We start from the raw sequence: 19,109 nt of genomic DNA on the forward strand, positions 1-19,109 counted from the left end.
TTTCGACCGGGGGCGTTTTTCATTCAGCCGGAGCTAGAAGATCAAGCCTTGGCTTTCTTGGCAGCGCGGGTACGCTCGCCTTCGTCCAGGATCTTCTTGCGCAGGCGGATCGACTTCGGCGTGACTTCGCACAGCTCGTCGTCCTGGATGAATTCCAGGGCCTGTTCCAGGGTGTGGCGAACTGGCGGAACCAGGGCGATCACCTCGTCCTTGCCCGAAGCACGCATGTTGTCGAGCTTCTTGCCCTTGGTCGGGTTGACGCCCAGGTCGTTGTCACGGCTGTTCAGACCGATGATCTGACCGTTGTAGATGTCCTGGCCGTGCTCGATGAACAGCTTGCCGCGAGCCTGCAGGGTTTCCAGGGAATAGGTCAGGGCCTTGCCGGTCTCGATCGAAACCAGAACACCGTTCAGACGGCCGGACATCTGGCCTGGCTTCATGGTGTCGTAGCGATCGAAGATCGAGGTCAGGATGCCTGCACCGTTGGTCAGGGTCAGGAACTGGTTACGGAAACCGATCAGACCACGGGCTGGAACGTTGTATTCCAGACGGACACGGCCCTTGCCATCCGGCGCCATGTTGGTCAGGTCGCCCTTGCGCAGACCCATTTCTTCCATGACCTTGCCCTGGGATTCCTCAGGGATGTCGATGGTGACGTTTTCGAACGGTTCCTGCTTCACGCCGTTCACTTCGCGGATGATCACTTCAGGACGGCCCACGGCCATTTCGAAGCCTTCGCGACGCATGGTTTCGATCAGAACCGACAGGTGCAGCTCACCACGGCCGGAAACCTTGAACTTGTCGGCCGAGTCGCCTTCTTCAACGCGCAGTGCCACGTTGTAGAGCAGCTCCTTGTCCAGACGCTCCTTGATGTTACGGGAGGTCACGAACTTGCCTTCCTTGCCGCAGAATGGCGAGTCGTTGACCTGGAAGGTCATGGAAACGGTCGGCTCGTCGACGGTCAGAGGCTTCATCGCTTCGACGTTGTTCATGTCGCACAGGGTGTCGGAGATGAACAGTTCGTCGAAACCGCTGATGCAGACGATGTCGCCGGCAGCGGCTTCTTCGACGTCCACACGGTGCAGACCGTGGTGGCCCATCAGCTTCAGGATACGGCCGTTGCGCTTCTTGCCGTCGACATCGATCGCCACCACCGGAGTGTTCGGCTTGATGCGACCGCGGGCGATACGACCCACGCCGATCACGCCCAGGAAGCTGTTGTAGTCCAGCGCGGAGATCTGCATCTGGAACGGACCGTCGCGGTCAACGGCCGGAGCCGGCACGTTGTCGACGATCGACTGGTACAGCGGGGTCATGTCTTCGGCCATGTCGGTGTGGTCCAGGCCGGCGATGCCGTTCAGGGCCGAGGCGTAGACGACCTTGAAGTCCAGCTGTTCGTCGGTGGCACCCAGGTTGTCGAACAGGTCGAAGATCTGGTCCAGAACCCAGTCAGGACGCGCGCCCGGACGGTCGACCTTATTGATCACGACGATCGGCTTCAGACCGGCTTCGAAGGCCTTCTTGGTCACGAAGCGGGTTTGCGGCATGGGGCCGTCCTGGGCGTCGACCAGCAGCAGCACGGAGTCGACCATCGACATCACGCGCTCAACCTCGCCACCGAAGTCGGCGTGGCCGGGGGTGTCGACGATGTTGATGTGGTAGCCGTTCCAGTTGATGGCGGTGTTTTTCGCCAGAATGGTAATGCCGCGCTCTTTTTCCTGGTCGTTGGAGTCCATCACGCGCTCGTCGTTGAGCTCGTTGCGTTCCAGGGTGCCGGATTGACGCAGCAGTTTGTCAACCAGGGTGGTCTTGCCATGGTCAACGTGGGCGATGATGGCGATGTTGCGTAGATTTTCGATCACTTGTGTATCTCGATCAGAGGATTCGGTTTGCTGACAAGTCTTGGCAGCGATTGACGGTAGTGTCCGGCGTGGCCGTTACAGCTTGACGGCGGCGTCGGGGGGCCGGTGACGCAGGCCACAGGCAAACAGCCCCGGGCACTTAGCTCGGTCGATAAACGCGCACATTGGCATGCCCCTCACTGAGCAGATGGTGGGCATGCAGGCGACTCATCACGCCTTTGTCGCAATACAGCAGGTACTGGCGAGTAGGGTCCAGTTCCTTGAAACGAGCATTCAGTGCATAGAACGGCATCGTTTGTACCTCGATGCCAGCCAGTTCCAGCGGATCGTCCTCCTGGGCATCCGGATGCCGGATGTCGAGGACGATATGACCCGCCAGCGCCTCGCTGACCTCTTCGATCTGCAGATCCTGGCCCAGTTCGTCGATCACGTGATCGATCGAGACCAGCCTGGCGCGTTCGAGCGCACGCTCGAGGATCGCCATGTCGAACGCTTTCTCTTCGTGCTCCACGCGGTAGCGCTTGGCGTGGGTCTTGGGGTTGACCGAAATCACCCCGCAGTATTCGGGCATGTGCCGGGCAAAATCGCCGGTGCCGATCTGGTCGGCCAGGTCGATGATGTCCTGCTTGTGGCTGGCGATCAGCGGCCGGATCACCAGCTTCTCGGTCACACAGTCGATCACCGACAGGTTCGGCAGCGTCTGGCTGGAAACCTGGGAAATCGCCTCGCCGGTGACCAGCGCATCGATGTGCAGCCGCTCGGCCATCGCCGACGCCGCACGCAACATCATACGCTTCAATACTACGCCCATATGACCGTTATCGACTTTGCCGAGAATTTCTCCCAGCACTTCCTCGAACGGCACGCTGATGAACAGCACGCGATGGGAGCTGCCGTACTTCTTCCACAGGTAGTGGGCGACTTCCATCACCCCCAGCTCGTGGGCGCGGCCACCCAGGTTGAAGAAGCAGAAGTGGGTCATCAGGCCGCGGCGCATCATCTGGTAGGCGGCGACGGTGGAGTCGAAGCCACCGGACATCAGGGTCACGGTCTGCTCCACCGAGCCCAGCGGGAAGCCGCCGAGGCCCTCGTGCTGGCCGTGGATGACGAACAGCCGCTGGTCGCGAATCTCGATCCGCACCTCGACTTCCGGGTCCTTCAGGGAGATCCCGGCGGCACCGCATTCACGCCGCAGGCGGCTGCCGACATGCTTCTCGACGTCCATGGAACTGAAGCTGTGCTTGCCACCGCGCTTGCAGCGCACGGAAAAGATCTTGCCCGGCAGCACGTCAGCGTAGTGCTGCAGGCACTTGGCGGTGATGTCGTCGAAGTCGCCCAGCGGGTATTCGTCGACCTGCAGCAGGTGCGCGATACCCGGCGTACAGCACAGGCGGGCCTTGAACTCCTGCAGGGCCTTCGGATCGGTCAGCGCGGTTTCCAGTTCGAGGTTGTCCCACACGCCATTCACCACCACGGCCGGATCCAGGTCCTTGAGCACGGCACGGATGTTCTTCGCCAATTGACGAATGAAGCGCGTCCGGACAGGGCGGCTCTTGATGGTGATTTCGGGGAAGACTTTTACGATTAGTTTCATGAAAACAGCGCGCGAACGGCCGGCCGAAAAAAGTGGGGCGCGGATTATAGCGGAAATTGCTCAAGGTTTGACCAGTTATTGTACGGACGGTTTTCTGCGCACCAAAAAAGGTCGAATCGATATTTTTCGGCACCACAAAGGTGCAGCGAATGCCCGAAAATTCTCCTACCCTGGCTGGAACGCTTGAGATTGGGGCAAAAAACCCATCACGGGGCACTGGCATGCAATTTGCTCCCTTGTGAGGCAGGTTGCCTTGGCCGAGTATTCGCGCCGGCATCACTACTATTTCAGGGCTACTCCACTATCCAGCCCGAAGCCACCCGGAGGACACCATGTCGAAGTCGGTTCAACTCATCAAAGATCATGACGTTAAATGGATTGATCTGCGCTTCACGGACACCAAAGGCAAACAGCACCACGTGACCATGCCAGCTCGCGATGCGCTGGATGACGATTTCTTCGAAATCGGCAAGATGTTCGACGGTTCCTCCATTTCCGGCTGGAAAGGCATCGAAGCCTCCGACATGATCCTGATGCCGGACGACAGCACCGCGGTGCTGGACCCGTTCACCGAAGAGCCGACCCTGATCCTGGTTTGCGACATCATCGAACCTTCGACCATGCAAGGCTACGACCGCGACCCACGCGCCATCGCCCGTCGCGCCGAGGAATACCTGAAGTCCACCGGTATCGGCGACACCGTTTTCGTCGGTCCGGAGCCTGAATTCTTCATCTTCGACTCGGTCAAGTTCAAGTCCGACATCTCCGGCTCCATGTTCAAGATCTTCTCCGAACAAGGCTCCTGGATGACCGACCAGGACGTGGAAGGCGGCAACAAGGGCCACCGTCCGGCCGTCAAGGGTGGCTACTTCCCGGTTCCTCCGTGCGACCACGACCACGAAATCCGTACTTCCATGTGTAACGCACTGGAAGAAATGGGCCTGGTGGTCGAAGTTCACCACCACGAAGTGGCAACCGCCGGCCAGAACGAAATCGGTGTGAAGTTCAACACCCTGGTGGCCAAGGCCGACGAAGTCCAGACCCTGAAGTACTGCGTACACAACGTGGCTGACGCCTACGGCCGTACCGCCACCTTCATGCCGAAGCCTCTGTACGGCGACAACGGCTCGGGCATGCACGTTCACCTGTCCATCGCCAAAGAAGGCAAGAACACCTTCTCCGGCGAAGGTTATGCCGGCCTGTCCGACACCGCCCTGTACTTCATCGGCGGTATCATCAAGCACGGTAAGGCCCTGAACGGCTTCACCAACCCGTCGACCAACTCCTACAAGCGTCTGGTACCAGGCTTCGAAGCTCCGGTAATGCTGGCCTACTCGGCTCGCAACCGTTCCGCCTCGATCCGTATCCCTTACGTTTCCAGCCCGAAAGCGCGCCGTATCGAAGCCCGCTTCCCGGACCCGGCTGCCAACCCATACCTGGCCTTCGCGGCCCTGCTGATGGCCGGCCTGGACGGTATCCAGAACAAGATCCACCCAGGCGATGCCGCCGACAAGAACCTGTACGACCTGCCGCCTGAAGAGGCCAAGGAAATCCCACAGGTTTGCGGCAGCCTGAAAGAAGCCCTGGAAGAGCTGGACAAGGGCCGTGCGTTCCTGACCAAGGGCGGCGTTTTCAGCGACGACTTCATCGACGCCTACATCGAGCTCAAGAGCGAAGAAGAAATCAAGGTCCGCACCTTCGTACACCCACTGGAATACGACCTGTACTACAGCGTCTGATATCCGGCCGTGCCTGCGCAAGCAGGCACAACCTGCAAAAATGCCCCGCCTCGAAAGAGACGGGGCATTTTTCATGGGTGATGGAAAACCCGGACGCCGGGGGTAGCATTTTCATGAAAATGCACTGGCGTGCGCAGCGTCTTGTGGCGTTAACTCTGGCCCCTGCCTCCACCACCGGAAAAGCCGGAGCCCACCATGTCACCGAACAACCGTATCGCCAGCCTGTTGCTGGCCGCCTGCCTGAGCACCAGCGCGCTGGCCGCCAGCCCACCCGCACCGGACAGCCTGGCACCGCTGCTGCAGACCATCAGCGAGCGCCTGACCATCGCCAACCAGGTAGCCCTGACCAAATGGGACAGCGGCAAACCGGTCGAGGACAGCACCCGCGAACAGCAGGTGATCGCCAACGCCCGGGAACAGGCACAGGCCTACCAGCTCAAGCCGGAAGAGGTCGGCCAGTTCATCGCGGCACAGATCGAGGCGAACAAGCTGGTGCAGTACGCCCTGTTGGCCAAATGGCGCAACGCCGGCAAGGCTCCGGTGATCGCCCGACCCGACCTGGTCACGCAGATCCGCCCGGTGATGGATCAGTTGCAGGTCAAGCTGCTCAAGCAATACGCCGCGTTCGCCCCCCATCGGCAGGACCCGCAATGCCCGGCCTGGCTGAGCCAGGCCCGCCGCGACCTGGCCTTCGACAACATCCACGACCTGGCCCTGGTGCGCGCCGTGGGCGAATTGTGCCTGCACCCACAGTGAAAGGACCGGCGGTTCTGCTCTATGCTGACAGCTTGTCACGACCAGGACCTTCACCGGGAGCCGCCATGGGTCGACCCCTGCTCTATCTGCTGCTGACCTTCGCCCTGCCGGTGTCGGCGCAGATCTACAAGTACACCGATGCCAACGGCAACACCGCCTACAGCAGCCAGCCGCCCGACGGCATGGCCGCCCAGACCGTGGAACTGCCGCCGCTCAACAGCGTCGAGACGCAAAAGCCGGGCACACCGGCGCCAGCCCGGCCAGTCGCCGCGCAACCGGCCGCCCCTCAGGAAAACGCTGCGCCGTACAACACCCTCGAACTGACGGATATCCCGACCGAAGAGGCCCTGCGCGCCAACAACGGGACGTTCACCGTCGGCGTGAAGATCGAGCCGCGCCTGCAACGCCAGCATCTGTTGCGACTGCTGCTCGATGGTGCACCCTACGGCCAGCCGAGCAACGTCCCGCGCCTGCAACTGGTGAATGTCGACCGTGGCGAACACACCCTCGGCGTACAGGCCCTGGAGGGCGAGAAGGTCGTACAGCAGAGCCCTGCCGTGACCTTCACCGTCCAGCGGGTGCACAAGCCTTGAGTCGTTCATGAGCGGATCATTCATTCGGGTGCTGGGCCTGGCATTATCGCTGGTCACCCTGCCAGCCGCGGCCGAGGTCTACACCTACATCGACAGCCAGGGTAACCGGGTCTTCACCGACCAGCCCCACAAGGGTGCGACACGGGTGCCGCTGGCGCCGAGCAACCGCATGTCGGCCCATCCCCGCAGCCAGGCGGCAACACCTGCCACCAGCAAGGCCAGCCCGAGCCCCGGGCCGATCTTTCACTACCAGATGGTCCGCGTCCTGGTGCCCGACCCGGATGCCACGGTGCGCAGCGCCGAGGGCAACCTGATCGTCAGCGTCACCAGCGAACCGGGACTGCAGCCCGGCCATGGCTACCGCCTGCTGCTCGACGGCAAGCCCACCGGAGCCGCCGGCACCAGCCCGGTTTTCGCCCTGGAAAACATCGATCGTGGCACCCACCAGCTCGCGGTGGAAATCCTCGACGAACAGGGCCGCATTGCCGAGCGCACCGCCAATCAGCCCTTCCATATGGTGCGCATGTCTCTCAGCCAGAAACGCCAGGCCCGCCCCTGCCAAACGGCCGACTACGGCCAGCGCCCGGAATGTCCGCTGGCAGACAAACCCGAGGAAGAAAAGAGCGGCATCCTGCCGTTTCTGTAACCTGGATCACAAAAGCACCAAATCGGTGCACTAAACTACCTCCTCACTCGGGCTCGATCCCATTTTGGTTCGAAATCACCTGTCGTAGCCGGCAGAACGCCACTCAATCGAGCCTGAAATGGGCACTTCAGACTGTTTGCGCTTCTTTTCGGAGCCTTGGTTTGGTTTTTGCATTTTCCCCATATCGGCGCCTTGTTCGCGCACAAACGGGACCACTCCCGTTTGACATGCTCCAAAAGAGGTCCCCATGACCATCAGCGATGCCCTGCACAGACTGTTACTCGACAACCTGACCACCGCGACCATCCTGCTCAACGCCGAACTGCGCCTTGAGTACATGAACCCCGCGGCCGAAATGTTGCTCGCCATCAGCGGCCAGCGCAGCCACGGTCAGTTCATCAGCGAGCTGTTCACCGAGTCGACCGAGGCCTTGAACTCCCTGCGCCAGGCGGTCGAGCAGGCGCATCCGTTCACCAAGCGCGAAGCCATGCTGACCGCCCTGACCGGCCAGACCCTGACCGTCGACTACGCCGTGACGCCGATCCTCAGCCAGGGCGAAACCCTGCTGCTGCTGGAGGTCCACCCCCGCGACCGGCTGCTGCGCATCACCAAGGAAGAGGCCCAGCTGTCCAAGCAGGAAACCACCAAGATGCTGGTGCGCGGCCTCGCCCACGAAATCAAGAACCCCCTCGGCGGGATCCGCGGCGCCGCCCAGTTGCTGGCCCGCGAACTGCCGGAGGAAAGCCTCAAGGACTACACCAACGTCATCATCGAGGAGGCCGATCGCCTGCGAAACCTGGTGGATCGCATGCTTGGCTCGAACAAGCTGCCCTCGCTGGCCATGACCAACGTCCACGAAGTGCTGGAGCGGGTCTCCAGCCTGGTGGAAGCCGAGAGCCAGGGCTGCATCACTCTGGTGCGCGACTACGACCCGAGCATCCCCGACCTGCTGATCGATCGCGAACAGATGATCCAGGCCGTGCTCAACATCGTCCGCAACGCCATGCAGGCCATCAGCAGCCAGAACGAGTTGCGCCTGGGCCGCATCAGTCTGCGTACCCGGGCCATTCGCCAGTTCACCATCGGCCACATTCGCCACCGCCTGGTGACCAAGATCGAGATCATCGACAACGGCCCGGGCATTCCTGCCGAACTTCAGGAAACCATCTTCTATCCAATGGTCAGCGGTCGCCCCGACGGTACCGGGCTGGGCCTGGCCATTACCCAGAACATCATCAGCCAGCATCAGGGCCTGATCGAGTGCGACAGCCATCCCGGCCATACCACGTTCTCGATCTTCCTGCCCCTGGAACAAGGAGCCACATCGACATGAGCCGTAGTGAAACCGTGTGGATCGTCGATGACGACCGTTCTATCCGTTGGGTCCTGGAAAAAGCCCTGCAACAGGAAGGCATGACCACCCAGAGCTTTGACAGTGCCGATGGCGTCATGAGCCGCCTGGCCCGTCAGCAGCCGGACGTGATCATCTCCGACATCCGCATGCCCGGCGCCAGCGGCCTGGACCTGCTCGCCCGGATCCGCGAGCAGCACCCACGCCTGCCGGTGATCATCATGACTGCCCACTCGGACCTGGACAGCGCAGTCGCCTCGTACCAGGGCGGGGCCTTCGAGTACCTGCCCAAGCCGTTCGACGTCGACGAGGCCGTCTCGCTGGTCAAGCGCGCCAACCAGCACGCCCAGGAACAACAGGGCCTGGATGCGCCGCCGACCCTGACCCGCACCCCGGAAATCATCGGTGAAGCACCGGCGATGCAAGAGGTATTCCGTGCGATCGGGCGCCTCAGCCACTCGAACATCACCGTGCTGATCAACGGCGAATCCGGTACCGGCAAGGAACTGGTCGCCCACGCCCTGCACCGCCACAGTCCACGGGCCGCCTCGCCGTTCATCGCGCTGAACATGGCGGCGATCCCCAAGGACCTGATGGAGTCGGAACTGTTCGGCCACGAGAAAGGCGCCTTCACCGGCGCGGCCAACCTGCGCCGCGGACGCTTCGAACAGGCCGATGGCGGCACGCTGTTCCTCGACGAGATCGGCGACATGCCGGCGGACACCCAGACCCGGCTGCTGCGGGTGCTGGCCGACGGCGAATTCTACCGGGTCGGTGGCCATACCCCGGTCAAGGTCGATGTGCGAATCATCGCCGCGACCCACCAGAACCTGGAAACCCTGGTGCACGCCGGCAAATTCCGCGAAGACCTGTTCCATCGCCTGAACGTGATTCGTATCCATATCCCGCGGCTCTCGGATCGTCGCGAGGATATTCCGACCCTGGCCAAGCACTTCCTCGGCCGGGCGGCGCAGGAACTGTCGGTGGAACCCAAGCTGCTGAAGCCGGAAACCGAGGAATACCTGAAGAACCTGCCCTGGCCCGGCAACGTGCGCCAACTGGAGAACACCTGCCGCTGGATCACCGTCATGGCGTCCGGGCGCGAGGTGCATATCAGCGACCTGCCGCCGGAGCTGCTGAACCTGCCGCAGGACTCGGCACCCGTCACCAACTGGGAGCAGGCCCTGCGCCAGTGGGCCGACCAGGCGCTCGCCCGGGGCCAGTCGAGCCTGCTCGACAGCGCCGTGCCGAGCTTCGAGCGGATCATGATCGAGACCGCACTCAAGCACACCGCCGGCCGCCGCCGCGACGCCGCCGTGCTGCTGGGCTGGGGCCGCAACACCTTGACCCGCAAGATCAAGGAGCTGGGCATGAAGGTCGATGGTGGGGATGACGAGGACAGCGAAGAAGCCTGATCCCCCTCGCGTCGAACAAAAGCCCCCTGCAGTCTCGCTGCTGGGGGCTTTTTACTGGCTGTGAAGAACAGGGCAAGGCTTGCGGGCCTATTCGCGGACAAGCCCGCTCCAACAGAGCCTGCTGGCGGCCATGCCCTCCCCGACGCACCATGAGAATGCACCCTGACCCGCCATCGGGCAGCTTTCAGAACCGCCCGCTCTCCAGCCCAGCGCACATTTTTTCGGAAGAAGTCCCGGATTTCGGGGCCTCCAGCCACTTCAGAAAAATTTCGCACACAACTTGAAGCATTTTTCCAAAGCTGGCACGCCCTCTGCAATAACCCCTGTACTACCCAGTTTTGGGGACCTTGGTACAGGCAGGCCGGGGAATCCCCTTCTTTACATCCGGGACTCATACCGCTCAGAGCGACGGGTCCCACAAGTTTTGGAGACCCCGGTACAGGCAGGCCGGGAATCTCCAGCTTTGACCCGGGATCCGCTCCTCCCAGAGTGGGCAAATCCCAGCTGTTTCGGGGACCTCGGTACAGGCAGGCCGAGACTCCCCTCTTTACATCCGGGGCTCATACCGCTGGTAGCGACGAGCCCCGCCCGTTTCGGGAGCCCTGGTACAGGCAGGCCAGGGATTCCCTCTTTAACCGCCGGGACTCGCCCCGCTCAAGGCGACGGGTCCCGAACCGTTCAGGGAGCTTTGGTACAGGCAGGCCGGAGATTCCCTCTTTTATTCCTCGCGGAGACTGATCGACAGTCTCCAGCGCCCATCGACCTTGGCCCCGGCCCACTCACCCTGCAAGGGCCGTGCGGCCACCAGGGTCAGCAACACCCCCTTGTCAGTCAGGCGCAAGCGCCAGTTGGCGTCCTTGCCGGCAACCTTGAGGCGACCACCCTGGGCCTTGCCCTCGGCATCGAACAGCAGCGCCACGGTGCCATCCACCTGCTCGCCATGCACCTTCGGTTCGCTGGAGAACCACACCACCAGCGCATCGTCCGCCGCGTCGACCTGCTGCAACTGCGCCGGTTCGGGATTGGTCAGGCGACCGATCATCAACCCCACCATCACCCCGAAAATCGCCAGGGCGCCCATCACCCGCAGCATTAGCTTCGGCCGCGGGTCCTCTTCGGGGGTAGAATGCTGCCCATCTTCATCTGCGGAGCCGTGCATGTTTCACGTCATCCTTTTCCAACCAGAAATTCCGCCGAATACCGGCAACGTTATCAGGCTGTGCGCCAACAGTGGCTGCCATCTGCATCTGATCGAGCCCATCGGCTTCGAACTGGATGACAAGCGCCTGCGGCGCGCCGGCCTGGACTACCACGAATACGCCACGCTCAAGGTCCACCCGGACCTGGCCAGTTGCCTGGAAAGCCTGGGCAATCCGCGACTGTTCGCCTTTACCACCAAAGGCTCGCGGCCGTTCCACGATACCCGCTTCGCCGAGGGCGACGCCTTTATTTTCGGCCCGGAAAGCCGTGGCCTGCCCGCCGAAGTGCTCGACAGCCTGCCAGGCGAACAACGCCTGCGCCTGCCGATGCGCGAAGGCTGCCGCAGCCTGAACCTGTCCAACACCGTGGCGGTGGCGGTCTACGAGGGCTGGCGCCAATTGGGTTTTGCCGGGTCCGTGTGAACCTTGGTCGCACAAAAAAAGCGCCGCAAAGGCGCTTTTTTTGTGGGAACCGGCAAAGGCCCCACAAGGGCCACGTCCTTACTGGACGGTCGGCGAACCTTCCTGCTGCAGGCGCTGCAGTTCCTGCGCGTACAGCGCATCGAAGTTCACCGGAGCCAGCATCAGCGCCGGGAACGAACCACGGGTCACCAGGCTGTCCAGCGCTTCACGCGCGTACGGGAACAGGATGTTCGGGCAGAACGCGCCCAGGGTGTGGCTCAGGGAAGCCGCGTCGAGGTTCTTGATCAGGAAGATACCTGCCTGCTGAACTTCGGCAATGAAGGCAACTTCTTCACCATTCTTGACGGTAACCGACAGGGTCAGCACCACTTCGTGGAAGTCGGCCTCCAGGGCTTTCTGGCGGGTGTTCAGATCCAGGCCGACGCTCGGCTCCCACTGCTGGCGGAAGATCGCCGGGCTTTTCGGAGCTTCGAAGGACAGGTCACGCACGTAGATGCGCTGCAGGGAGAATTGCGGTTGGCCTTCTTCGTCGGCAGCGGTGTTCTGTTGGTCAGTCATGGCAGATCCTTCTTGATCTTCAGGTCTTTAAGGGTTTCGGAATCAGGCGTTGAGCAATGCGTCGAGTTTACCGGCGCGCTCGAGGGCGTACAGGTCATCGCAGCCACCGATGTGCCGGCTGCCGATCCAGATCTGCGGCACGGACGTACGCCCGGCCTTGTCCGCCATCTCGGCACGCACCTGTGGCTTGCCATCGACCTTGATCTCTTCGAAGGCAACCTGCTTGCTCGCCAGCAGTTGCTTGGCGCGCGAGCAGTAAGGGCAATAATCGCTGGAGTAGACGACAACCTGGCTCATGTCACTTCACCAATGGCAGGTTGTCGACTTTCCAGCTGGAAATGCCGCCGGACAGCTTGGCCGCGGTGAAACCGGACTTGAGCAGTTCACGGGCGTGGGTCCCGGAATGCTGGCCCTGGGCGTCGACCAGAATCAGGGTCTTGGCCTTGTGTTTTTCCAGCTCGCCGATACGGGCCATCAGCTTGTCCTGGGGAATGTTCAGCGCGCCGACGATATGGCCGGCCGCAAACTCCTTGCTCGGGCGCAGGTCGATCACCACGGCCTGGTCCTTGTTGACCAGCGCAGTCAGTTGCGCCGTGCTCAGGCTGGCGCCACCGCGGCTCATCTCATGGGCGATCAGCAGGGCCAGCAGCAGGACGAAGGCACCGGTCAGCAGGTAGTGGTTAGTGGCAAATGCAATCAGATGATCGACCATCAGGAGGTTCCAGGGCGTTAAAATGTCGGCCAGTATACACAGCCGTCAAGGTGGGCCAAACCCCGCCTGGCGGTGACTGCGTTTGAACTTGCCTTTAAACTGCGACTCTTTTTTCCATGTTCTTTCAATCCAGCCGCGAGTGGGATCTATGACTGCCACGCCTAAACCTTTGGTCCTGATCATCCTGGATGGCTTCGGTCACAGCGAGCGCCAGGACTACAACGCCGTCTACTCGGCGAAGAAACCGGTGCTCGACCGCCTCACCGCCAGCATGCCCCATGGCCTGATCTCGGGCTCGGGCATGGATGTCGGCCTGCCGGACGGGCAGATGGGCAACTCGGAAGTCGGCCACATGAACCTCGGCGCCGGCCGGGTGGTGTACCAGGATTTCACCCGCGTCACCAAGGCGATCCGCGACGGCGAGTTCTTCGAGAACCCGACCATCTGCAAGGCCGTGGACCAGGCCGTGGCCGCCGACAAGGCGGTGCATATCCTCGGCCTGCTGTCCGACGGCGGCGTGCACAGCCACCAGGACCACCTGGTCGCCATGGCCGAGCTGGCCTTCAAGCGCGGCGCGCGGAAGATCTACCTGCACGCCTTCCTCGACGGCCGCGACACGCCGCCCAAGAGCGCCGAGTCGTCCATCGAGCTGCTGGATGAAACCTTCCGCACCCTGGGCAAGGGCCGCATCGCCAGCCTGATCGGCCGTTACTTCGCCATGGACCGCGACAACCGCTGGGACCGCGTGGCCCAGGCCTACAACCTGATCGTCGACGGCCAGGCCGAATTCCACGCCGCCACCGCCCAGGAAGGCCTGCAGGCCGCCTACGAGCGCGGTGAAAGCGACGAATTCGTCAAGGCCACCCGCATCGGCGAGCCGGTCAAGGTCGAGGACGGCGACGCCGTGGTGTTCATGAACTTCCGCGCCGACCGCGCCCGCGAGCTGACCCGGGTGTTCGTCGAGGACGACTTCAAGGACTTCGAGCGCGCCCGTCAGCCCAAGCTGGCCGGCTTCATCATGCTCACCCAGTACGCCGCCAGCATTCCCGCGCCATCGGCCTTCGCGCCGGGCAGCCTGGAAAACGTGCTGGGCGACTACCTGGCGAAAAACGGCAAGACCCAGTTGCGTATCGCCGAGACCGAAAAATACGCCCACGTGACCTTCTTCTTCTCCGGCGGCCGCGAAGAGCCGTTCCCGGGCGAGGAACGCATCCTGATCCCGTCGCCGAAAGTCGCCACCTACGACCTGCAACCGGAGATGAGCGCGCCGGAAGTCACCGACCGCATCGTCGAGGCCATCGAAAACCTGCGTTATGACGTGATCGTGGTCAACTACGCCAACGGCGACATGGTCGGCCACAGCGGCGTGTTCGAGGCAGCCGTCAAGGCTGTGGAATGCCTGGATTTGTGTGTAGGACGGATCGTCGACGCCCTGGAAAAGGTCGGCGGCGAAGCGCTGATCACCGCCGACCACGGCAACGTCGAGCAGATGGAAGACGAGTGCACCGGCCAGGCCCACACCGCCCACACCACCGAGCCGGTGCCGTTCATCTACTACGGCAAGCGCGACCTGAAGGTCCGTGAAGGCGGCGTGCTGGCGGACGTGGCGCCGACCATGCTCAAGCTGCTGGGCCTGAAACAGCCCGCGGAGATGACCGGTACTTCGATCCTGACGGACCGTTAAAAGCTGAAAATCCGGCCGACAGCGTGCTGTCGGCCTACCTCTTTATCGGAAACGCCTGAAAGCAACCGCTTTTGGACGTTTTTTTTACAACGTATGGCGGGCATACTAGGCCGTCCCGTTTCCAGGTGCTGCCCGCCCCATGCTTCGCGCCCTTATCGCCCTAGCCCTGATCTGCCTGTTCCAACCGGCCTTCGCCGACGAGCGCGCGCAAACCCAACAGCAGTTGGAGGCCACGCGCCAGGACATTGCCGAGCTGAAGAAGCTGCTGGGCAAGCTGCAGGAAGAAAAGTCCGGCGTACAGAAAGACCTGCGCGGCACCGAAACCGAGATGGGCAAGCTGGAAAAGCAGGTCGAAGCCCTGCAGAAAGAGCTGAAGAAGAGCGAGAGCGAACTGCAGCGGCTCGACGGGGAGAAAAAAAAACTCCAGAGCGCGCGCACTGAACAGCAACACCTGATCGCCATCCAGGCCCGCGCCGCCTACCAGAGCGGCCGCCAGGAATACATCAAGCTGCTGCTCAACCAGCAGAATCCGGAAAAATTCGCCCGCACCCTCACCTACTACGACTACCTGAGCCAGGCGCGCCTGGAGCAGTTGAAGAACTTCAACGAAACCCTGCGCCAGCTGGCCAATGTCGAAAAGGATATCAACCTGCAGCAGGCACAACTGCTGGTGCAGAAAGGCAACCTCGACAGCCAGCGTGAAGAGCTGGAGAAAGTCCGCCAGGAACGCCAGGCCGCCCTGGCCAAGCTCAACCAGGATGTGAAGGACCGCGACCAGAAGCTCGCCGCCCGCGAACAGGACCAGGCCGACCTGTCGAAAGTCCTGAAGACCATCGAGGAAACCCTGGCACGCCAGGCCCGTGAGGCGGAGGAAGCGCGCCAGAAAGCGCTGCTCGCCCAGCAGGAAGCGGAAAAAAAGCGCCAGCGTGAGGCCCAGGCCCTGGCCGATCGTGATGACGACAGCCCGCGAAAACCGCCGCGCTCGACGCCCGGCCCACTGGTTTCCAGCGCCGGAGAATCCTTTGGCGGCCCTTTTGCTGCAGCCCGCGGCAAACTTCCATGGCCAGTTGATGGTCGATTGTTGGCGCGCTTCGGAGAAACCCGCGGTGATGACGCCCGTAGCAAGTGGGACGGCGTGATGATCGGTGCCGCCGCCGGCAGCCAGGTGCATGCCGTGCATGGGGGGCGCGTGGTGTTCGCCGACTGGCTGCGCGGTGCCGGTTTGCTGGTGATCCTGGATCATGGCAACGGCTACCTGAGTTTGTATGGCCACAACCAGACCCTGCTTAAATCGGCCGGGGATGTGGTAAAAGCCGGTGAGTCGATCTCTACTGTAGGCAACAGTGGCGGTCAGGAGGCACCGGCGTTGTATTTCGCTATACGTCAGCAGGGTCACCCGAGTGATCCGGCCCAATGGTGTCGCGCGCAAGGATAGGCGCCGTACCTTATTTAGGAGTTCGTTCGACATGCTGCATTTGTCCCGCCTCACCTCGCTGGCCCTGACGATCGCCCTCGTGATCGGCGCGCCCCACGCGTTCGCTGCGCAACCTGCCCAGCCCGCTCCGGCGGCCGCTCCTGTCGTCACCGCCAAGGCCCCGCTGCCGCTCGACGAGCTGCGCACCTTCGCCGAGGTCATGGACCGGATCAAGGCCGCCTATGTCGAGCCGGTGGACGACAAGACCCTGCTGGAAAACGCCATCAAGGGCATGCTCAGCAACCTTGACCCGCACTCCGCCTACCTGGGCCCGGAAGACTTCGCCCAGTTGCAGGAAGACACCAGCGGCGAATTCGGCGGCCTGGGTATCGAGGTCGGCATGGAAGACAACTTCGTCAAGGTGGTCTCGCCGATCGACGATACCCCGGCGTCCAAGGCCGGTATCGAGGCCGGTGACCTGATCGTCAAGATCAACGGCCAACCGACCCGCGGCCAGACCATGACCGAAGCCGTCGACAAGATGCGCGGCAAGGTCGGCCAGAAGATCACCCTGACCCTGGTGCGCAACGGCGGCACGCCGTTCGACGTGACCCTGACCCGAGCCATCATCCGCACCAAGAGCGTGCGCAGCCAGATGCTGGAGAACGGCTACGGCTACATCCGCATCACCCAGTTCCAGGTCAAGACCGGTGAAGAGGTGTCCAAGGCCCTGGCTACGCTGCGCAAGGAGAACGGCAACAAGAAGCTCAACGGTATCGTCCTCGACCTGCGCAACAACCCCGGCGGCGTCCTGCAGGCGGCAGTGGAAGTGGTCGACCACTTCATCACCAAGGGCCTGATCGTCTACACCAAGGGCCGCATCGCCAACTCCGAGCTGCGTTTCTCGGCCACCGGCCACGACGAGAGCGACGCCTCGCCGATGGTGGTGCTGATCAACGGCGGCAGCGCCTCGGCTTCGGAAATCGTCGCCGGCGCCCTGCAGGACCAGAAGCGTGCGGTGCTGATGGGGACCACCAGCTTCGGCAAGGGCTCGGTACAGACCGTGCTGCCGCTGAGCAACGACCGCGCGCTGAAACTCACCACCGCGCTGTACTTCACCCCGAACGGCCGCTCGATCCAGGCCCAGGGCATCATCCCGGACATCGAGGTCCGCCAGGCCAAGGTCACCGGCGCCCAGGACGACGAAACCTTCAAGGAAGCCGACCTGCAGGGTCACCTGGGCAACGGCAACGGCGGTGCCGACCGGCCGAGCGTCAAATCGGCCAAGGGCAAGGCCCGCCTGCAGGACGACGACTACCAGCTGAGCCAGGCGCTGAGCCTGCTCAAGGGCCTGAGCGTCACGCGCGGCAACTGAGATGCGGCGCTGGACCCTGCTGGCGCTGTTCGGCTGCCTGATCGGCGTTGCCCAGGCAACGCCGACCGAAACGCCGACCCCGGCGAAAGCCTACCTGACCGTGATCATCGATGACCTGGGGCAGAACCTGCCCCGGGATCGTCGCGTGCTGGCCCTGCCCGGCCCGATCACCCCGTCGATCATGCCCGACACGCCCCACGCCGCCGAGCTGGCCCGTGAGGCGCACCAGGCCGGCAAGGTCGTCATGCTGCACATGCCCATGGACCCGGCCACCGGACCATTCGCCTGGCATCCCGAGCTGCCTCTGGAAGAACTGCAGAAACGCCTGGCAGCGGCGTTCCTGGCCGTGCCCTACACCAGCGGCGTCAACAACCACGAGGGCAGCCGCATGACTGCCGAACCGGTCGCCATGGCCTGGCTGATGGGCGAGCTGCAGCGGCGCAACAAATTCTTCGTCGACAGCCGCACCAGCGCCAGGACGGTTGCCGCTTCCGAAGCGCAGAAGATCGGCCTGGCGAGCGTGTCGCGGGATGTGTTCCTGGATAACGAACGCACCGAGCCGGCGATCACCGCGCAGTTGCAGACCGCGATCAGGCTGGCGCACAAGCAGGGTAGCGCGGTGGTGATCGGCCATCCGTATCCGCAGACGCTGGCGGTGCTGGAGCGTGAATTGCCCAGGCTCAAGGAGCAGGGCGTGGAGTGGATCGACATCCGCTCGATGATTGCCCTGCGGGGCAACCAGGCCACCTCGGGGCATGGCAGGAATGGGGTCTACCGCTAGTTATCCGGCGACCTCTCGCGGACAAACCCTATACAATGTGGTCGCCGCAGGACTGTAGGAGCCGGGCTTGCCCGCGAAGCTTTCAGTGGCCGCACTGGCCTCTTCGCAGGCAAGCCTTGCTCCTACAGTGCGTGTCATTGTCCACACTACCTCTGTATCCGCGAAGAACGATAACGCGCTCTACAGGTAGCGGGCCATGATCTCGTCGATCTTGCCTTCCTTGCGCAACTGATCCAGCGCCGCCTGCAGCCTGGCGACCACCTCGTCCGGCACCTCCCTGTTCAGCGCCAGGTACAGTTCGGCGCTGTTGAAACGCAACACGGTCTTGAGCCCCGTCACCCCTTCCTGACGCGCCAGGAAGCGTCCTGCCGGGTCGCCGGTGGCCCAGAGGTCGATCTGCCCGTCCACCAGTTTCCGGGCATTGTCCTGGTCGCGCAGTACCAGTACCGGCTCCAGCCCCTGGCGCGCCAGGGTTTGCGCAATGGCATCGCCCTTGTAGGCACCGACCTTGTACTTGCGCGCCTGCGCCAGCGCCGTCAGCGCCAGCTTGCTGTCGGCGCGGGCAAGCATCACCCAGTCATCCGGGCCGATCGGCCCGACCCATTTGAACAGGGTCTCGCGCTCCGGCAGGCGTGCCATCACGAACACCCCGTAGCCGGGCTGCTCCAGGGCGAGCTTGTAGATCCGTTCCCAGGGAAAGCGCAGGGTCAGGCTGTAGCGGATATCGGCGCGCCTGAAGGTCTCGCGGACGATATCCACGGCAATGCCTTCGATATTCTCGTCCTGGGCGAAGTTCTTGCCGTTCTTCGCCATGTTGTACGGCGGGAAGTTCTCGGTCAGCAGGACCAGCGAAGTATCGGTGCTTTCCTGCGCGAAGGCGGGCCCTGTCAGCAGCAGCGAGGTGCCGGCGACGGCCAGTAGAAGACGTTTGAGCATGCTGTACTACCGAAGTCCATGGCGTGCCCAAGAGTGGCCCGGGCCCGCCATGCTGTCCAGTGATCCCTGTA

The 19,109-nt window shown here is 62.8% G+C and carries 18 protein-coding genes; 11 read left to right on the forward strand and 7 right to left on the reverse strand.

Going from position 1 to position 19,109, the window contains the following annotated elements:
- Nucleotides 1–41 precede the first annotated feature (41 nt).
- Nucleotides 42–1,862, reverse strand: coding sequence for a translational GTPase TypA (gene typA / locus ACM62G_RS10030; RefSeq protein WP_273822640.1), 1,821 nt, complete (start codon nt 1,860–1,862; stop codon nt 42–44).
- Between the two features lie 139 nt (nt 1,863–2,001).
- Nucleotides 2,002–3,456, reverse strand: a complete 1,455-nt coding sequence (gene thiI / locus ACM62G_RS10035) for a tRNA uracil 4-sulfurtransferase ThiI (protein ID WP_419737087.1) — start codon at nt 3,454–3,456, stop codon at nt 2,002–2,004.
- Between the two features lie 332 nt (nt 3,457–3,788).
- On the opposite strand from thiI, the gene glnA reads away from it, so the two are divergent.
- From glnA to ntrC, 6 genes are all read left to right on the forward strand, one after another.
- Nucleotides 3,789–5,195 carry a glutamate--ammonia ligase gene (gene glnA, locus ACM62G_RS10040; RefSeq protein WP_054057993.1) on the forward strand — a complete coding sequence of 469 codons (1,407 nt, stop codon included), beginning with the start codon at nt 3,789–3,791 and terminating at the stop codon, nt 5,193–5,195.
- 195 nt (nt 5,196–5,390) lie between these two features.
- Entirely contained in the window at nt 5,391–5,951 is a 561-nt protein-coding gene (locus tag ACM62G_RS10045) for a chorismate mutase (RefSeq protein ID WP_273822643.1), read from the forward strand.
- A gap of 65 nt (nt 5,952–6,016) precedes the next feature.
- Nucleotides 6,017–6,544: a DUF4124 domain-containing protein gene (locus ACM62G_RS10050; protein WP_054062059.1), complete on the forward strand. Its 528-nt coding sequence runs from the start codon at nt 6,017–6,019 to the stop codon at nt 6,542–6,544.
- A 7-nt stretch (nt 6,545–6,551) separates the two neighbouring features.
- A complete protein-coding gene (locus ACM62G_RS10055) occupies nt 6,552–7,190 on the forward strand; it encodes a DUF4124 domain-containing protein (protein ID WP_416771392.1) in 639 nt (212 codons plus the stop codon).
- A gap of 247 nt (nt 7,191–7,437) precedes the next feature.
- A complete protein-coding gene (gene glnL / locus ACM62G_RS10060; RefSeq protein WP_054057997.1) occupies nt 7,438–8,523 on the forward strand; it encodes a nitrogen regulation protein NR(II) in 1,086 nt (361 codons plus the stop codon).
- Nucleotides 8,520–9,956: a nitrogen regulation protein NR(I) gene (ntrC, locus tag ACM62G_RS10065; RefSeq protein WP_054057998.1), complete on the forward strand. Its 1,437-nt coding sequence runs from the start codon at nt 8,520–8,522 to the stop codon at nt 9,954–9,956. The genes glnL and ntrC overlap by 4 nt, the downstream gene beginning before the upstream one ends.
- 718 nt (nt 9,957–10,674) lie before the next feature.
- Here ntrC and ACM62G_RS10070 read toward each other — a convergent pair.
- Entirely contained in the window at nt 10,675–11,115 is a 441-nt protein-coding gene (locus ACM62G_RS10070; protein ID WP_054062057.1) for a DUF2283 domain-containing protein, read from the reverse strand.
- Between ACM62G_RS10070 and ACM62G_RS10075 the strand changes: the two genes are divergently transcribed.
- A complete protein-coding gene (locus ACM62G_RS10075) occupies nt 11,114–11,578 on the forward strand; it encodes a tRNA (cytidine(34)-2'-O)-methyltransferase (protein WP_054058000.1) in 465 nt (154 codons plus the stop codon). The genes ACM62G_RS10070 and ACM62G_RS10075 overlap by 2 nt on opposite strands.
- Nucleotides 11,579–11,656: 78 nt before the next feature.
- Here ACM62G_RS10075 and secB read toward each other — a convergent pair whose 3' ends face one another.
- The 3 genes from secB to ACM62G_RS10090 are packed head-to-tail and all read right to left on the reverse strand — an operon-like array spanning nt 11,657 to nt 12,848.
- A complete protein-coding gene (secB, locus tag ACM62G_RS10080) occupies nt 11,657–12,136 on the reverse strand; it encodes a protein-export chaperone SecB (RefSeq protein ID WP_419737088.1) in 480 nt (159 codons plus the stop codon).
- 42 nt (nt 12,137–12,178) lie between these two features.
- A complete protein-coding gene (gene grxC, locus ACM62G_RS10085) occupies nt 12,179–12,433 on the reverse strand; it encodes a glutaredoxin 3 (RefSeq protein ID WP_054058002.1) in 255 nt (84 codons plus the stop codon).
- Nucleotide 12,434: 1 nt separating this feature from the next.
- Nucleotides 12,435–12,848 (reverse strand): rhodanese-like domain-containing protein, encoded by a 414-nt coding sequence (locus tag ACM62G_RS10090; protein ID WP_419737089.1) that lies wholly within the window; start codon nt 12,846–12,848, stop codon nt 12,435–12,437.
- Between the two features lie 148 nt (nt 12,849–12,996).
- On the opposite strand from ACM62G_RS10090, the gene gpmI reads away from it, so the two are divergent.
- The 4 genes from gpmI to ACM62G_RS10110 all read left to right on the forward strand — a co-directional run bounded on the left by gpmI (nt 12,997) and on the right by ACM62G_RS10110 (nt 18,102).
- On the forward strand, nt 12,997–14,532 hold the full coding sequence (gpmI, locus tag ACM62G_RS10095; RefSeq protein WP_054058004.1) for a 2,3-bisphosphoglycerate-independent phosphoglycerate mutase: 1,536 nt from the start codon (nt 12,997–12,999) through the stop codon (nt 14,530–14,532).
- Between the two features lie 139 nt (nt 14,533–14,671).
- Entirely contained in the window at nt 14,672–15,967 is a 1,296-nt protein-coding gene (locus ACM62G_RS10100) for a murein hydrolase activator EnvC family protein (protein ID WP_054058005.1), read from the forward strand.
- A gap of 31 nt (nt 15,968–15,998) precedes the next feature.
- Nucleotides 15,999–17,321 carry a S41 family peptidase gene (locus tag ACM62G_RS10105; protein ID WP_054058006.1) on the forward strand — a complete coding sequence of 441 codons (1,323 nt, stop codon included), beginning with the start codon at nt 15,999–16,001 and terminating at the stop codon, nt 17,319–17,321.
- A gap of 1 nt (nt 17,322) precedes the next feature.
- Nucleotides 17,323–18,102, forward strand: coding sequence for a divergent polysaccharide deacetylase family protein (locus tag ACM62G_RS10110; protein ID WP_419737090.1), 780 nt, complete (start codon nt 17,323–17,325; stop codon nt 18,100–18,102).
- 180 nt (nt 18,103–18,282) lie between these two features.
- On the opposite strand, the gene ACM62G_RS10115 is transcribed toward ACM62G_RS10110, so the two are convergent.
- Nucleotides 18,283–19,038: a substrate-binding periplasmic protein gene (locus ACM62G_RS10115; protein WP_273822654.1), complete on the reverse strand. Its 756-nt coding sequence runs from the start codon at nt 19,036–19,038 to the stop codon at nt 18,283–18,285.
- Nucleotides 19,039–19,109 lie beyond the last annotated feature (71 nt).

Source organism: Pseudomonas sp. COR18, from assembly GCF_048568395.1.
Taxonomy (GTDB): domain Bacteria; phylum Pseudomonadota; class Gammaproteobacteria; order Pseudomonadales; family Pseudomonadaceae; genus Aquipseudomonas; species Aquipseudomonas fuscovaginae_B.

What these genes read in the sequence shown, in the direction of transcription:
- thiI (WP_419737087.1), bottom strand. Translation starts at nt 3,456, where the DNA reads ATGAAACTAATCGTAAAAGTCTTCCCCGAAATCACCATCAAGAGCCGC.
- glnA (WP_054057993.1), top strand. Translation starts at nt 3,789, where the DNA reads ATGTCGAAGTCGGTTCAACTCATCAAAGATCATGACGTTAAATGGATT.
- ACM62G_RS10045 (WP_273822643.1), top strand. Translation starts at nt 5,391, where the DNA reads ATGTCACCGAACAACCGTATCGCCAGCCTGTTGCTGGCCGCCTGCCTG.
- ACM62G_RS10050 (WP_054062059.1), top strand. Translation starts at nt 6,017, where the DNA reads ATGGGTCGACCCCTGCTCTATCTGCTGCTGACCTTCGCCCTGCCGGTG.
- ACM62G_RS10055 (WP_416771392.1), top strand. Translation starts at nt 6,552, where the DNA reads ATGAGCGGATCATTCATTCGGGTGCTGGGCCTGGCATTATCGCTGGTC.
- glnL (WP_054057997.1), top strand. Translation starts at nt 7,438, where the DNA reads ATGACCATCAGCGATGCCCTGCACAGACTGTTACTCGACAACCTGACC.
- ntrC (WP_054057998.1), top strand. Translation starts at nt 8,520, where the DNA reads ATGAGCCGTAGTGAAACCGTGTGGATCGTCGATGACGACCGTTCTATC.
- ACM62G_RS10075 (WP_054058000.1), top strand. Translation starts at nt 11,114, where the DNA reads ATGTTTCACGTCATCCTTTTCCAACCAGAAATTCCGCCGAATACCGGC.
- ACM62G_RS10070 (WP_054062057.1), bottom strand. Translation starts at nt 11,115, where the DNA reads ATGCACGGCTCCGCAGATGAAGATGGGCAGCATTCTACCCCCGAAGAG.
- secB (WP_419737088.1), bottom strand. Translation starts at nt 12,136, where the DNA reads ATGACTGACCAACAGAACACCGCTGCCGACGAAGAAGGCCAACCGCAA.
- grxC (WP_054058002.1), bottom strand. Translation starts at nt 12,433, where the DNA reads ATGAGCCAGGTTGTCGTCTACTCCAGCGATTATTGCCCTTACTGCTCG.
- ACM62G_RS10090 (WP_419737089.1), bottom strand. Translation starts at nt 12,848, where the DNA reads ATGGTCGATCATCTGATTGCATTTGCCACTAACCACTACCTGCTGACC.
- gpmI (WP_054058004.1), top strand. Translation starts at nt 12,997, where the DNA reads ATGACTGCCACGCCTAAACCTTTGGTCCTGATCATCCTGGATGGCTTC.
- ACM62G_RS10100 (WP_054058005.1), top strand. Translation starts at nt 14,672, where the DNA reads ATGCTTCGCGCCCTTATCGCCCTAGCCCTGATCTGCCTGTTCCAACCG.
- ACM62G_RS10105 (WP_054058006.1), top strand. Translation starts at nt 15,999, where the DNA reads ATGCTGCATTTGTCCCGCCTCACCTCGCTGGCCCTGACGATCGCCCTC.
- ACM62G_RS10110 (WP_419737090.1), top strand. Translation starts at nt 17,323, where the DNA reads ATGCGGCGCTGGACCCTGCTGGCGCTGTTCGGCTGCCTGATCGGCGTT.
- ACM62G_RS10115 (WP_273822654.1), bottom strand. Translation starts at nt 19,038, where the DNA reads ATGCTCAAACGTCTTCTACTGGCCGTCGCCGGCACCTCGCTGCTGCTG.